Source organism: Brachybacterium sp. GCM10030268, from assembly GCF_042666305.1.
GTDB lineage: Bacteria > Actinomycetota > Actinomycetes > Actinomycetales > Dermabacteraceae > Brachybacterium.
Window position 1 is genome coordinate 96,327 of record NZ_JBHTCW010000008.1, and the last position, 13,956, is coordinate 110,282.

11 protein-coding genes are annotated in these 13,956 nt (G+C 70.9%); 8 read left to right on the forward strand and 3 right to left on the reverse strand.

What is annotated here, in order from left to right; all coding sequences use genetic code 11:
• Positions 1-45: 45 nt before the first annotated feature.
• The 8 genes from infA to ACFQRD_RS12240 all read left to right on the forward strand — a co-directional run bounded on the left by infA (position 46) and on the right by ACFQRD_RS12240 (position 8,281).
• On the forward strand, positions 46-267 hold the full coding sequence (infA, locus tag ACFQRD_RS12205; RefSeq protein ID WP_010532507.1) for a translation initiation factor IF-1: 222 nt from the start codon (positions 46-48) through the stop codon (positions 265-267).
• A gap of 21 nt (positions 268-288) precedes the next feature.
• Positions 289-402 (forward strand): 50S ribosomal protein L36, encoded by a 114-nt coding sequence (gene rpmJ, locus ACFQRD_RS12210; protein ID WP_010532506.1) that lies wholly within the window; start codon positions 289-291, stop codon positions 400-402.
• Between the two features lie 310 nt (positions 403-712).
• Positions 713-1,087, forward strand: a complete 375-nt coding sequence (rpsM, locus tag ACFQRD_RS12215; RefSeq protein WP_377019964.1) for a 30S ribosomal protein S13 — start codon at positions 713-715, stop codon at positions 1,085-1,087.
• Between the two features lie 101 nt (positions 1,088-1,188).
• Positions 1,189-1,593, forward strand: a complete 405-nt coding sequence (rpsK, locus tag ACFQRD_RS12220; protein ID WP_377019963.1) for a 30S ribosomal protein S11 — start codon at positions 1,189-1,191, stop codon at positions 1,591-1,593.
• A 157-nt stretch (positions 1,594-1,750) separates the two neighbouring features.
• A complete protein-coding gene (locus ACFQRD_RS12225; protein ID WP_377019962.1) occupies positions 1,751-2,746 on the forward strand; it encodes a DNA-directed RNA polymerase subunit alpha in 996 nt (331 codons plus the stop codon).
• Between the two features lie 26 nt (positions 2,747-2,772).
• The gene (rplQ, locus tag ACFQRD_RS12230; protein WP_377804362.1) at positions 2,773-3,369 is read left to right on the forward strand and encodes a 50S ribosomal protein L17; all 597 of its coding nucleotides are present in this window, start codon (positions 2,773-2,775) and stop codon (positions 3,367-3,369) included.
• A 411-nt stretch (positions 3,370-3,780) separates the two neighbouring features.
• A complete protein-coding gene (locus ACFQRD_RS12235; protein WP_377019960.1) occupies positions 3,781-5,853 on the forward strand; it encodes an S-layer homology domain-containing protein in 2,073 nt (690 codons plus the stop codon).
• Between the two features lie 37 nt (positions 5,854-5,890).
• Positions 5,891-8,281, forward strand: a complete 2,391-nt coding sequence (locus ACFQRD_RS12240) for a polysaccharide pyruvyl transferase family protein (protein ID WP_377019958.1) — start codon at positions 5,891-5,893, stop codon at positions 8,279-8,281.
• Between the two features lie 273 nt (positions 8,282-8,554).
• On the opposite strand, the gene purL is transcribed toward ACFQRD_RS12240, so the two are convergent.
• The 3 genes from purL to ACFQRD_RS12255 form a co-directional block, all read right to left on the reverse strand.
• Positions 8,555-10,900, reverse strand: a complete 2,346-nt coding sequence (gene purL / locus ACFQRD_RS12245) for a phosphoribosylformylglycinamidine synthase subunit PurL (RefSeq protein WP_377804364.1) — start codon at positions 10,898-10,900, stop codon at positions 8,555-8,557.
• Between the two features lie 77 nt (positions 10,901-10,977).
• Positions 10,978-13,212 (reverse strand): acyl-CoA dehydrogenase, encoded by a 2,235-nt coding sequence (locus ACFQRD_RS12250; RefSeq protein WP_377793093.1) that lies wholly within the window; start codon positions 13,210-13,212, stop codon positions 10,978-10,980.
• On the reverse strand, positions 13,209-13,913 hold the full coding sequence (locus tag ACFQRD_RS12255) for a TetR/AcrR family transcriptional regulator (protein WP_377793094.1): 705 nt from the start codon (positions 13,911-13,913) through the stop codon (positions 13,209-13,211). The genes ACFQRD_RS12250 and ACFQRD_RS12255 overlap by 4 nt, the downstream gene beginning before the upstream one ends.
• Positions 13,914-13,956: the final 43 nt, after the last annotated feature.

The following is a 13,956-nucleotide window of genomic DNA, read 5'->3' on the forward strand; positions in this document are numbered from 1 at the left end:
CGGAACTCGACCCCCGGTCCGCCGGTGGCGAGAGATTGGGGAGGCATGGCGAAGAAGGACGGCGTGATCGAAGTCGAGGGCACGGTCACGGAGGCGCTCGCGAACGCGCGCTTCCGCGTGGAGCTCGACAACGGGCACAAGGTGCTCGCGCACATCTCCGGGAAGATGCGCCAGCACTACATCCGTATCCTTCCCGAGGACCGCGTGGTCGTCGAGCTGAGCCCCTATGACCTCGACCGGGGCCGCATCGTCTACCGCTACAAGTGATCGTCCCGGGAGAAGGAAGCTATGAAGGTCAAGCCGAGCGTCAAGCCGATCTGTGACAACTGCAAGGTGATCCGTCGCCACTCGCGCGTCATGGTCATCTGCTCGAACCCGCGTCACAAGCAGCGTCAGGGTTGAGCGCCGTGCTGCGAGGAGGAGGGGCCGACGAGGAACGAGTCGTCCCCGAGACCGAGCGGCACGAGCTCAGCACCGCACAGCAGGGCTGAACGGAGCACGTCGTTCGTCCCGACGACTGTCGTGACATCGCCGCCCCTGAGCGGCCGCCCTGCGTGCAGGGCACCGTCCGGGACACCGGACACACACAAGTAAAGAGTCGACACCACCGGCCCACGGGCCGGCCACCCGCAGTACGGAGGCTGCGGCGTCCCGGGAACAGACCCGAGGACGAGGTGTCGGATCAGGCCTCCGAGACAGTAGGAGAATGCACATGGCACGTCTGGTGGGAGTCGACCTCCCGCGCGAGAAGCGCCTCGAGGTCGCCCTGACGTACATCTTCGGCGTGGGACGCACCCGCGCCCTGGAGACCCTGGCCGCAACCGGCGTCTCCGGTGACAAGCGCGTGCGCGAGCTGACTGACGACGATCTCGTCAAGATCCGCGATCACATCGAGAACAACTACCGGGTCGAGGGTGACCTCCGCCGCGAGGTGGCAGCCGACATCCGCCGCAAGGTGGAGATCGGCAGCTACCAGGGGCTGCGCCACCGCCGCGGCCTTCCCGTGCACGGTCAGCGCACGAAGACCAACGCGCGCACCCGCAAGGGCCCCAAGCGCACCGTCGCCGGCAAGAAGAAGTCCCGCTGATCCACGGCATCGCCGTGGGATCGCGTCCGTCTTCCGCCGCACCCACTTCGCGCCGCTGAGGGATCCGGCGCACCCGAAACCCACCAGAGGAGTTCCGCCGCATGGCAACCAAGACCCGTCAGGCCGCTGCGCGCAAGCCGCGCCGCAAGGACAAGAAGAACGTCGTCAACGGCCAGGCCCACATCAAGAGCACGTTCAACAACACCATCGTCTCCATCACGGACCCGGTCGGCGCCGTCATCTCCTGGGCTTCGTCCGGGCAGGTCGGCTTCAAGGGCTCGCGCAAGTCGACCCCGTACGCCGCGCAGATGGCCGCCGAGGCAGCTGCCCGCCAGGCGCAGGAGCACGGCATGAAGAAGGTCGACGTCTTCGTCAAGGGCCCGGGCTCCGGTCGTGAGACCGCCATCCGCTCGCTGACCGCGGCCGGCCTCGAGGTCGGTTCGATCCAGGACGTCACCCCGCAGCCGCACAACGGCACCCGCCCGGCCAAGCGCCGCCGCGTCTGACCTCGCCGGCCGCTGCGGGGCCGCAGCCCCGTCGGCGCGGCCGGCGCCCGTGCCGGGACGGCCCTCGCCGCCCCGGCACCCTGGACACCACTCATCCTCTAGGCCCATCGCCCCCTTCTGAGCGTCATATGGCGGACGCTCGCTGAAAGGATCCACAGTGCTCATTGCACAGCGCCCCACGCTGACCGAAGAGGTCGTGTCGGAGAACCGTTCCCGGTTCGTCATCGAGCCGCTCGAGCCGGGCTTCGGCTACACCCTCGGCAACTCGATGCGTCGCACCCTGCTGTCCTCCATCCCCGGCGCCGCGGTCACCTCGATCCGCATCGACGGGGTCCTGCACGAGTTCAGCACCGTGCCCGGCGTGAAGGAGGATGTCACCGAGATCATCCTCAACGTCAAGAACCTCGTGGTCTCCTCGGAGAACGACGAGCCGGTCGTGATGTACCTGCGTCGCGAGGAGGCCGGCCGCGTCACCGCTGCCGACATCACCCCGCCCGCCGGCGTGGAGATCCACAATCCCGACCTCCACATCGCGACCCTGAACGAGAAGGGCCGCCTGGAGATCGAGCTGACCGTCGAGCGGGGTCGCGGCTACGTCTCCGCTGCGCAGAACAAGGGCCTTGACGCGGAGATCGGTCGGGTCCCGGTCGACTCCATCTACTCGCCCGTGCTGAAGGTGACCTACAAGGTCGAGGCGACGCGTGTCGAGCAGCGCACGGACTTCGACAAGCTGATCGTCGACGTCGAGACCAAGCCGGCCATCAGCCCGCGCGACGCGATGGCATCGGCCGGCAAGACGCTGGTGGAGCTGTTCGGCCTGGCGCGCGAGCTGAACCAGGAGGCCGAGGGCATCGAGATCGGCCCGTCGCCGACGGACCAGGCGCTGGCCGCCGATCTGGCACTGCCGATCAACGACCTCAACCTCACGGTGCGCTCGTACAACTGCCTCATGCGCGAGGGCGTCCACACCGTCGGTGAGCTGACCGCCCGTTCCGAGGCCGATCTGCTCGACATCCGCAACTTCGGGCAGAAGTCCATCGACGAGGTCAAGGCCAAGCTCGCCGACCTCGGGCTGTCGCTGAAGGATTCCCCGGCCGGTTTCGATCCGTCGGCCATCGAGTCCTACTCCGACGATTTCGGCGACCAGTACTGACCTTCATTTGAACTAGGAGAACGACCATGCCTGCACCCACCAAGGGCGCGCGCCTCGGCGGATCCCCCTCGCATGAGCGGATGATCCTCGCCAACCTCGCCACCGAGCTGTTCCGCCACAAGGCGATCACCACGACGGAGTCGAAGGCCAAGCGCCTGCGTCCGTACGCGGAGCGCCTGGTCACCTTCGCCAAGAAGGGCGACCTCGCCTCGCGTCGCCGCGTGATGCGCACCATCCGCGACCGCGGCGTCGTCTACTCGCTGTTCGAGGAGATCGCCCCGACGTTCGCCGAGCGTCCCGGCGGATACACCCGCATCACGAAGATCGGCCCCCGCAAGGGTGACAACGCGCCGATGGCCGTGATCGAGCTCGTCCAGGAGGAGTACTCCCCGAAGCAGGCCGTGGTGAAGGAGGCCGAGGGCGCCGCCAAGAACGCGTCCCGGACCGAGAGCGCCGACGAGGCCGCTGCCGAGGACACCGCCACCGAGGCGACCGCATCCGACGACACCGACGCCGAGGCGACCGCATCCGACGACACCGCGTCCGAGGAGGCTGCTTCCGAGGACGCCGCTTCCGAGGACACGGCCGCTGAGAGCGACGACGAGCAGGCCGACAAGGCCTGATCGCGCACGACGCGCCACGCCGAGGGCGGGCCGACGGGAGAGATCCCGTCGGCCCGCCCTTCTCGTTCCCCCGGCGCCTTGGATCCTCCGTCGACGACGTACGCCGTCTTCCCCGTGCCCCTGGTCGGGGGTGAACGGCGGGGCAACGCCCGATGAACTCTGGAGCAGCCCGGGTGAGACCCCTCCCGGGGAGGCTGGTCGTTCCGGCGCCGGTGAGATCGGGGGGCGGAGGCCACGCGGTGCGGCGCCGCGCCTCCGGGATGTCCGACGCCGGCCGGTATATGGTTAGGCCCGGAAGCCGCCGGTGGGGGCCGGCGACCTCACGGGGAGGTCGCGGACCGGGTCCTGCAGCGCTGTCCGGCACTTCCGCGCCCCCGCTTCCGCGCCTTCCCCTACGATCCGGAGCCCCTCATGTCTCAGCGGAATCTTCCCCCCGCCACCGACTCCACCGCCGATTCCCGCCCTCGCTCGGGCATGACCCGCCGCACGCTGTTCGCCGCCACGGCCGTCGGCGTCCCGGCGGCGACGGCTGCGCTGTCCATGTCTCCGGCCGTCGCCGACCCCTCGGTCACGGACGGGGAGACCCGCATCCTGGACGTACCGCTCGCGGACTACGCGCTGATCGACGTCGACGGCGGGCAGGCACGCGATCTTCCCGAGCAGCCGGCGACGATGGTCGGCCTCACCTGGCCGGCGGATTCAGAGGCCCCGGCCGTGCACGCGCGCGGTCTCGGGCAGGACGGGAACTGGACCCCGTGGTGCGAACTCGAGATCGCCGAGGACCCGGACAGCGGCGAGGAGGCCCCCGGCACGGAGCTGGCGTGGCTGGGCGTGGTCTCGGCGCTGCAGATCCGCGCCGAACTGGACGGCGGGGACGTGACCTCCGAGGCCACGGCGCACATCGTCACCACCTCGCCGACCGAGGGCGACGAGATGGTCGGAGACTTCAGCGGGCCGTACACCTCCCAGTCGCAGTCACAGGACCTGCAGGCACAACCGCGGATGATGTCGACCCGCGCCGCGGCGAACCCTGCCACTCCACTGCTTCCCGGCTCGACACCCTCCTTCGTCGCGCGTGCGACCTGGGGTGCCGATGAGGGCAGGACAGGAGCCACGTACGGGCGCGACGAGCTCAAAGCCGTGATCATCCACCACACCGCGGGCACCAACAGCTACAGCAGCAGTGAGTCCGCGCAGATCGTCCGGGGCATTCACACGTACCACACGCGCACCCTGGGGTGGGCGGACATCGGGTACAACATCCTGGTCGACAAGTACGGTCGGATCTTCGAGGGCCGCAGCGGCGGCCTCCACCGCAACATCCAGGGTGCCCACGCCACGGGATTCAACCGCGGCTCCTTCGGCATCTCCGTGCTGGGCCACTACAGCTCCACCGAACCTTCCGCCGCGGCGCGGGACGCGGTCTCCCGGATCGTGGCGTGGAAGCTCCTGAGCACGTTCGAAGAGCGCGTGTGGAGCACGTCCACCTGGAGTTCGATCGCCAGCGGCACCCGCTTCGACGCCGGTTCCACGCAGACCCTCGCGAAGGTGATGGGCCACCGGGATGTGAACCACACCGAGTGCCCCGGGTACCAGCTGTACCAGGAGTTCGACCGGATCCGTGGCGATGCGCAGTACTACATGGACCACGGGTGGAAGCATCACCTGACGGCGTTCAACGCCGCTGGGGGAGCGGCGAAGCTCGGCACCGTGGTCCGCAGCGCCTACAGCACGGGAACCTACTGGGTCACGGTGCTCACCAAGGGGCTCGTGATGCACAGGGGTGCGGAGAAGGCCGTCGGCTACGTCAGCGAGGTGGCCCAGGAGTGGCAGCCCTCCTGGGGGCGCCCGACCAGCTCCGTCTCCCACCGGGGCGGCAAGAGCTACCAGTCCTTCGAGAACGGCGTGGCCGTCAAGTCGGGCAGCTCTGTGAGCTTCCAGGAGTCCCGCTTCGTCGACGTCCCCCCGGGCATGATGTACCGCGAGGAGATCGAGGAGCTCGCCGAGCGCGGTATCACCACCGGCTGGCCGGACGGCACCTACCGTCCGCTGGACCCGATCCAGCGTGATGCGATGGTCGCCTTCGTCTACCGCGCTCTCGGATCCCCGCGCTTCACCCCGCCCAGCCGATCACCGTTCTCGGACATGCCACCGAGCCGCATGTACTACAAGGAGATCACGTGGGCGCATGCGGAGGGCATCGTCGAGGGCTGGTCCGACGGCACGTTCCGTCCCACCGCCTCGATCGAGCGCGGCGCGGTCGCGGCATTCCTGTACCGTGCCTCCGGGCGGCCGTCCTCGGGGACCTCGAACCCGTTCCGGGACGTCCCCTCGAACCATCAGTTCGCGAAGGAGATCAGCTGGCTGGCCTCCACGGGCATCAGCACCGGCTGGTCGGACGGCACCTTCCGCCCGGTGGAGCCGATCGCCCGGGACGCGATGGCCGCCTTCATGATCCGCTGGATGGAAGAGCGCGGGCTCTGAGGCGACGAACTGGCTGCCCGCCGGGAAGGAGATGCCGGTGAAGGTCGCCGTGCTGTGCGATGTCGATCAGACCGTCTACCACGTGGGGGACGAGGCCATCGCGACGATGACCTCCCGGCGGCTGGCCGATCGAGGGTTCGACGTCGTGCGCATCTCCCGGCACGAGAAGTACGGGCCCGACGGCACGGCCCCGGCGTCGGCCATCCCGGCGCTCACCTTCCCGTGGCCGCTCGAGGATCGGGCGAGGTACCTCGAGGAGATCCGGGCCGTGCTCGCGGGCGACCTCGATGCCCTTCCGGCTGAGGACAAGCTGTTCGGCATCATCGAGCGTCTCCGTGCCGTGGATGCGCTGGTGATCGGCGGCGGCGGGAGCCTCACCTCCCGCTACGGCTGGCTGCTCGACGAGCGCGTGGCCACCGCCGAGGTGGCGCACTCGCTCGGCAAGCCGGTGATCCTCAGCGGCCAGAGCCTGGGCCCGGAGCTGACCGACACCGACCGCGACAGCGTGCGCCGGCTGCTCGAGCTGTGCTCGGTCGTCGGCCTGCGGGACCACCACAGCGTGGGGATCGCCCGCCGGCTGTGCCCGGGCCACCCGGCGGTCGTGCAGACTCTCGATGACGCCGTCGGCCTCGAGCCGGAGACTCCGCTGGACCCCGAGCTGATCAGCGTCACGCTGGGCGGGGACGGTGATCCGTTCCCGCGGGCCGACTACGTCGCGGTGGCCGCCGCGGTGATCGAGGAGCTCGCCCGGCGCACCGGCGCCCGCGTCGAGCTGGTTCCCCACATGGCGGACCCCGATACCGGCGGGGGCGATCTGCAGGTCCACCGCGAGGTCGCCGACCTGCTGACGGTGCCGGCCACCGTGTGCCCGATAGAGCCCGACACCGCGGCCACCGCACGCACCGCCCGCGCCGCCTGGGTGGTCACCACGCGTTTCCACCCGGTCGTCTTCGGAGCCGCCGCCGGGGCCTCGGTGCTGGCGATGCCACTGAACCGCTACGGCGCCTCCCGCATGGACGGGGCCCTGCGGAACCTGGGCCTCGCCGGCGGAGTGGTCCCGCTGGCCGCCCTCTGGGACCCCGTCGGCGCCGGCCCGTCCGATCTGGTCGGTTCCGTGGTCGACGCCCTCGTCGCGGCCCGGGAGAGCGAGCGCGCCCATCTCGAGGCGGTGCGCCCTGCGCTGCTCCAGGCCGCCGCGGACTGGTGGGACACCGTGGCCTCGGTGCTGCGCGCACAGGACGGGTCAGCCGGGCGGGGCAGCGCCACCGCGGTCGAGGCCTCCAGCATGCCGGCTGTCGCCGACCCTGTCGGGGCCGGGATCGAGCCGCACCAGCGCTGGCCCCACGAACTGCGGGAAGAGCTCGCACCGTGGATGACCATGACCGGGACGCCGGCCCCGGAGCCGTCGGTCTCCATCATCATGCGCACCCGCGACCGGGCCCGGATGCTGGATCGGGCCCTGCAGGACGTCCTGGCCCAGACGCGGCAGGACTGGGAGCTGGTGATCGTCAACGACGCCGGGGATCGCCGCGGCGTCGACGAGGCCGTCGCACGCTATGAGGCGGAGAGCGGCGGACGCATCCGGGTGCTGCACCGCGAGCGCTCCACCGGGATGGAAGCGGCGAGCAACCACGGCCTGCGCGAGTCCACCGCGCCCGTGGTCTCCGTCCATGACGACGACGACACCTGGCACGCGACGTTCCTCCAGGAGACTCTCGCCCATCTCGCGGCGCATCCGGAGCAGGACGCCGTCGTGGTGCGCACCCTGGTGGTCTACGAGCACGAGACGCCCAGCGGCTTCGTGGAGGACGAGGCGTTCCGCTCGTGGCCGGAGCTGGAGGGCGCGCGTCTGCTGGACTACATCGCGGTCAACCGCCACGCGCCGATCGCGATCCTGCACCGCCGCCGCGTCCACGAGAGCGTCGGCGAGTTCGACGAATCCCTGCCCGTGGTGGGTGACTACGCGTTCCATCTCGAGCTGCTGCAGCGCTTCGACGTCGGATTCCTCGACCGTCCCCTCGCGCAGTGGCGGCACCGGCCCACCGCCACCGGGCCCAGCAGCAACTCGATGTTCAGCCTCAGCCACGGCCACCGCCACTTCGACGCGGAGCTGCGCGAGCGGTACTTCCGCGAGTGGACCCGCGAGCACGGGATCGGGCTGCCGATGTTCCTCTCGAAGAACACCGAGACCCTCCTGGGCCGCAGCGAGGAACGCGTCCTCGAGGAACTGCGCGCCGTGCGCGAGGAGCTCGGCGCCACCCGGGCGGAGCTTGCCGAGCTCCGTGAGGAACGGGCCGGCGCCGAGCTGACCGGGACGGGTGGCCGGGCCGTACGGGCGGCCGGACGCCTGGGCCGACGTGCCCTCGACGACGCTCGACGTGCCCTCGGTGATGGCCGGCGCGCTCTCCGGCGACGTCCGCCCGGCTGAGGGAGCCGGCTCTCGGGCGACGTCCGCCCGGCTGAGGGAGCCGGCTCTCGGGCCCTAGCCCTGTCTGGTCTGCCCACGCCGTTCGTGCCCCGTCAATCCATCGCGCCACGCCGCGCAGTTCCACTGATCTGTGCCGAGCTCGGCACGTTTCGGTGGAACGGATCGGCGAGTCGGGATGGTGCGGGCCGAGCGAGGCCGACGAGTCGGGATGGTGCGGGCTGAGCGAGGCCGGCGAGCGATGTGAGGTGAGCGCGATGGGTGCTGAGGCGCAGCTCAGCCGAAGTGACGCGGCAGCGTCGCCCCGCGCAGGTCCTGCAGCTCGCGCAGCGGGAAGGCGGCGACGCCCTGGATGTCGAGCGTGTCGCCGCCGGTGGAGCCGAGGCGCAGCTGCGGCACCCCGTGCTCGGCGCACAGCGCCGCCAGGCGCTCCTCACGCTCTGCCGGGACCGCGACCAGGGCCCGAGCCTGGGACTCGGAGAACAGTGCCGTGGGCAGATCGACTCCGTCCCGTGCCCGCAGCGCCTCCAGATCGACGGTGGCGCCCGTGCCGAAGCGCGTCGCGGCCTCGACCAGGGCCTGCGCGAGCCCGCCGTCGGAGAGGTCGTGGGTCGCGGCGGCGAGGCCTTCCTGGGAGGCGGCCACCAGGACCTGGGCGAGGGCCCGCTCCGCCTCCAGGTCGACCTGCGGGGGCAGCCCGCCGAGGTGGCCGTGGATGACGTCGGCCCAGGCCGAGCCGGACAGCTCCTCGCCAGTGGTGCCGAGCAGCAGCACCGAGAGTCCGTCCTCCTGCCAGCCAGCGGGCACGCGCCGGGCGACGTCCTCCAGCACGCCCAGCACGCCGACGACCGGAGTGGGGTGGATGGCGGAGTCGATGCGGCCGGGCTCGCCCGTGGAGTTGTACAGCGAGACGTTGCCGCCGGTGACCGGGACGCCGAGGATCTCGCAGGCCTCCGCGAGGCCGCCGATGGCCTCGACCAGCTGCCACATGGGGCCCGGGTCCTCGGGGGAGCCGAAGTTCAGGCAGTCGGTGACCGCCAGCGGCGTCGCGCCGGCAGCGGCGACGTTGCGATAGGCCTCTGCGAGGGCCAGCTGCGCGCCGGTGCGGGGGTCGAGCTTGGTGTAGCGGCCGTTGGCGTCGGTCGCCAGGGCGACGCCGCGGCCGGTGGTCTCGTCGACGCGGATCACGCCCGCGTCGTCGGGCATCGCCAGCGCCGTGTTCCCGCCGACGTAGCGGTCGTACTGGTCGGTGACCCAGCCCGTCGCGGCCAGATTGGGGGAGGAGATCAGGTCGCGCAGAGCCTGGGCGATCTCCGGGGCGCCCTGCGGCCGGGGGAGGGCCTCGGCACGATCGGCCTGCAGGGCGTCCTGCCAGTCGGGGCGGGAGTACGGGCGGTCGTAGACGGGGCCGTCGACCGCGACCGTCGAGGGGTCGACGTCGACGATGCGGCGACCGTGGTGATCGATCGTCAGCCGTCCTTCGCCGGTGACCTCGCCGATCACGGCGGCCTCGACGTCCCACTTGGCGGTGATCGCCTCGAACTCGGCCAGCTTCTCGGGGCGCACCACGGCCATCATGCGCTCCTGCGACTCGCTCATGAGGATTTCGCCGGCGTTCAGGGTGGGATCACGCAGCAGCACGTTCTCCAGATCGATGTGCATGCCGGAGTTCCCGTTGGCCGCGAGCTCGCTGGTGGCGCACGAGATGCCGGCGGCGCCGAGGTCCTGGATGCCCTCGACGGTGTGGGCGGAGAACAGCTCCAGGCAGCACTCGATGAGCACCTTCTCCATGAAGGGGTCGCCCACCTGGACGCTGGGTCGCTTGACGGGCCCGCCCTCGTCGAAGGTCTCCGAGGCCAGGATCGAGGCGCCGCCGATGCCGTCACCGCCGGTGCGGGCACCGAACAGCACGACCTTGTTGCCGGGTCCGGTGGCCGAGGCCAGATGGATGTCCTCGTGCCGCAGCACGCCCAGGCACAGGGCGTTGACCAGGGGATTGGTCTGGTAGGCGGGGTCGAACACGGTCTCCCCGCCGATGTTGGGCAGGCCCAGGGAGTTGCCGTAGCCGCCGACGCCGGAGACCACGCCGTGGACCACGCGGGCGGTGTCGGGATGGTCGATGGCACCGAAGCGCAGCTGGTCCATGACGGCGACGGGTCGCGCGCCCATGGAGATGATGTCACGCACGATGCCGCCGACGCCGGTGGCCGCGCCCTGGTACGGCTCGACGTAGGAGGGGTGGTTGTGGGACTCGACCTTGAAGGTGACCGCCCAGCCGTCGCCGATGTCGACGACGCCGGCGTTCTCGCCCATGCCCACCAGCAGCTTCTCCCGCATCGCGGCGGTGGTGCGCTCGCCGAAGGTGCGCAGATGCTTCTTGGAGGACTTGTACGAGCAGTGCTCCGACCACATCACCGAGTACATGGCCAGCTCCGCGTTCGTCGGTCGCCGCCCGAGGATCTCGCGAATGCTGGCGTACTCCTCGTCCTTGAGGCCCAGCGCCGCGAAGGGCTGCGCCTGCTCGGGGGTCGAGGCGGCGACGTCGACGGTGTCGACGTCGCCGTCCCCGGGTCGGCTTCCCGAGGGGACGGTCGCAGAGGCGTGGGCGTGGTCAGCGGTCATCGCGGGATCGGATCCGTTCATCACGGGGACAAGGAGAGCCGGCGCGACCTCACGGGAGCCGTCGCGGCCCGCCCAGTCTACGAGCGTTCGCGCGCAGCCGAGCCGCGGCCGCGCGCCTCGCGCCGGGCCTTCTTCTCCTTATCGCGCAGCGCCTTCTCGCTGACCGGCGCGTCGTGGGCGGCCCGCTGGGCGCGGTAGTAGGCGGCGGCCTCGTCCTGGCGCTCCTGCTCCCCGCCGAGGGCGATCGGAGCGCGGACATGACCGGGACGGATGTCGAAGGCCGCGACCAGGTCCAGCGCGTGCGGGCGCAGCCGCCACAGCAGCCGCCGCACATCGGAGCCGATCTGACGTCCGCGCTGGGAGGAGATCATCCCGCTGAGCAGGAACCAGGCCAGGTCGTCCTCGATGGTGCTGAGGCCGTAGAGGTCGCGCACGTCCGTCAGCACGGCGCGGGAGCCCTCATCCTCGAGATCTTCGATGCCCGCGGTGAAGGCGCGCCAGCGCACCAGATCGGCGTGGGCGCGTGCCGCCTCCAGCATCTCCACCTGGTGCTTGTTGACCTCGGCGGCCGCGTCGGCGGGATCCATCTTCGCCGCGGGGCGCAGCGCGAGGGCGACCTCCTCGACCTTCACCCGCGCGCGGGCGGTGAGCATCTCCTCCTGGAAATCGCGCGATCGCATCGAGTCGAACGCACGACGGGTGCTGCCGCGGTCGCTGAGGTCCTGGGCGAGCCGTGCCCAGGGAGTGTGCCGCTTGGCCAGCACCTCGGCGCGCTTGGCGATGAAGCGGCCGATGCCGGCGCGGTCCACGCTGCGCAGCTCGGAGGTGTAGTCGCTGAGCAGGCGCTTGGCGACCAGCTGCAGCAGGACGGTGTTGTCACCCTCGAAGGTGGCGTACACATCGAGGTCCTGGTGCAGGCCCACCAGCTGGTTCTCGGCCATGAAGCCGGCACCGCCGCAGGCCTCGCGGCACTCCTGGATGGTGTCCAGGGCGAGACGCGTCGAGGTGGGCTTCAGCGCCGCGGCCAGGGTCTCGAGGTCCTCACGGGCCTCGGGCTCCTCGGTGCGTCCGGAGAAGACGTCGTCGAAGGCCTGCAGCAGCTGCTCATGGGCGAAGGCGCCCGCGTAGGTCGAGGCCAGCTTGGGCAGCAGGCGCTGCAGATGCGCCTGGTAGTCCAGCAGAACGGTGTCCTGGGTGGGGTCGGCCGCGGTGAACTGGCGGCGCTGGCTCGCGTAGGTGATGGCGATGTGCAGGGCGAGCTGGCCGGCGCGCACCGCGGACCCGTCCAGCGACACGCGCCCCTGGACGAGGGTGCCGAGCATGGTGAAGAAGCGGCGCCCGGGGGACTCGATGGGCGAGCTGTAGGTCCCGTCGGGGGCGACGTCCCCGTAGCGGTTCAGCAGGTTGGTGCGGGGCACGCGCACGTCCTCGAAGGCCAGGCGCCCGTTGTCGATCCCGTTCAGACCGCCCTTGGGGCCGTCGTCCTCGCTCGAGACCCCGGGCAGCAGCCGGCCGTGCTCGTCCCGCACCGGCACGTAGAAGCAGTGGACGCCGTGGTCGACGCCGCGGGTGATCAGTCGTGCGAACACGGTGGCGGCGCGCGCGTGGATCGCGGCGTTGCCCAGGAAGTCCTTCCAGGCGGCGCGGAACGGGGTGTTGATGACCCATTCCTCGGTGGCGGGGTCGTAGGTGGCGGTGGTGGCCAGGGACTGCACGTCCGAGCCGTGGCCGATCTCCGTCATCGCGAAGGCACCGGGGGTGGTCAGGTCCATCGCATCCGGCACCCACCGCCGCTGCTGCTCCTCGTCACCCAGCTGGACGATCGCGGCGGTGAACAGTCCCCACTGCACCCCGGCCTTGATCTGCAGGGAGGGGTCGGCGACCACGAGCTCCTCGAAGGCCGCGACGTTGGCACCGTTGTCGTTGGGACCGCCGAGGTGCTCGGGGAGCATCGGCCAGGAGACGTTCTCCGCGGCGAGGCTCTGCAGCTGGGTGAAGACCCGCTCGCGATGCTCGGCGACGGTGTGGTCCAGCGGCCGGTGCAGCTCGGGGCGGGCGGCGCGCTCGCGGGCGGTGCGGCGGGTCTCGGCCCAGCGGCCCAGGAGCGCCTCGGAGACCGCCTCGACGTCCAGGCGGGCGGAGCCCTCCGGCGGCACCGGGATGGGGCCGGTGGGTGCGGCGGTGGTGGCGCCCGTGGGGACGGTCGTCGGCCCGGTGGCGGTATCGCTGCTGCTGGAGGCGGTGGTGCCAGCGCTCGCGCGGGAGTGCGGAGTGCGCTGGGCGGGACCGGTGTGCTCGGTGCGAATGGTCATGCGTGCATTCCCTTCATGAGCCAGGTGACGAGGTAGGTGACGAGCTGGTCGGAGGTGATGGGTGCGGGGACAGCGGCGTCGCCGTCGGCGGCCTCGCCGCGCTCCCGCTGCGTGCTGTGCTTCTCGCGCCTGTCGTGGTGCTCGTGGTTCCCGTGCTTGTCGTACTCCTCGAGCTCGGTCATCCAGGTGTCGACCGCGCCCTCGACGAAGCCGACCGCTCCGTGGGCCCACAGCTGCGGGGAGGGGACCTCCTCGGGCAGGAACGTGGTCACCAGGCGCGCCACGGCGTGCAGGAAGTGGTTCAGCCCGTCGCTGGGGCGGGTGACGAAGCGGTAGACGCCGGGGGAGCGCTGCGTGGTCTCGACATAGGCGCGGATCATCGCGCGGATGCGCTCGTCGGCGTCCGGTTTGCGCCCGGCGTCGGACTCGAGCGCCCGCAGCTCCGCGACCAGCTTGCGATGCATGGTGGACAGGATGCTGCGGCCCAGGGCACGTTGCAGGTGCGCCTTGTCCTCGAAGTAGCGGTAGACGATCGACTTCGAGGTGCCGGAGGCCGCGGCGATGTCCTCCATGGTCACGTCCGGGCCCTGCTCGTGGATCAGGTGCCGGGCCACGTCGAGCAGCTCGGCGCGGCGCTGTTCCCGGTGCTGGGCCCAGCGGGCCGACCGTCCGTCCACGGGGGCTTGCGTCGTCGCGTTCACGGAACCTACGGTATCAAGTACCGGCGGTCCTAGGTAAAGTTCT

Coding starts and splice junctions, on each gene's coding strand:
- ACFQRD_RS12235 (WP_377019960.1), top strand. CDS start 3,781: ATGTCTCAGCGGAATCTTCCCCCCGCCACCGACTCCACCGCCGATTCC.
- purL (WP_377804364.1), bottom strand. CDS start 10,900: ATGACCGCTGACCACGCCCACGCCTCTGCGACCGTCCCCTCGGGAAGC.
- rpsK (WP_377019963.1), top strand. CDS start 1,189: ATGGCAACCAAGACCCGTCAGGCCGCTGCGCGCAAGCCGCGCCGCAAG.
- rpmJ (WP_010532506.1), top strand. CDS start 289: ATGAAGGTCAAGCCGAGCGTCAAGCCGATCTGTGACAACTGCAAGGTG.
- ACFQRD_RS12250 (WP_377793093.1), bottom strand. CDS start 13,212: ATGACCATTCGCACCGAGCACACCGGTCCCGCCCAGCGCACTCCGCAC.
- rpsM (WP_377019964.1), top strand. CDS start 713: ATGGCACGTCTGGTGGGAGTCGACCTCCCGCGCGAGAAGCGCCTCGAG.
- rplQ (WP_377804362.1), top strand. CDS start 2,773: ATGCCTGCACCCACCAAGGGCGCGCGCCTCGGCGGATCCCCCTCGCAT.
- infA (WP_010532507.1), top strand. CDS start 46: ATGGCGAAGAAGGACGGCGTGATCGAAGTCGAGGGCACGGTCACGGAG.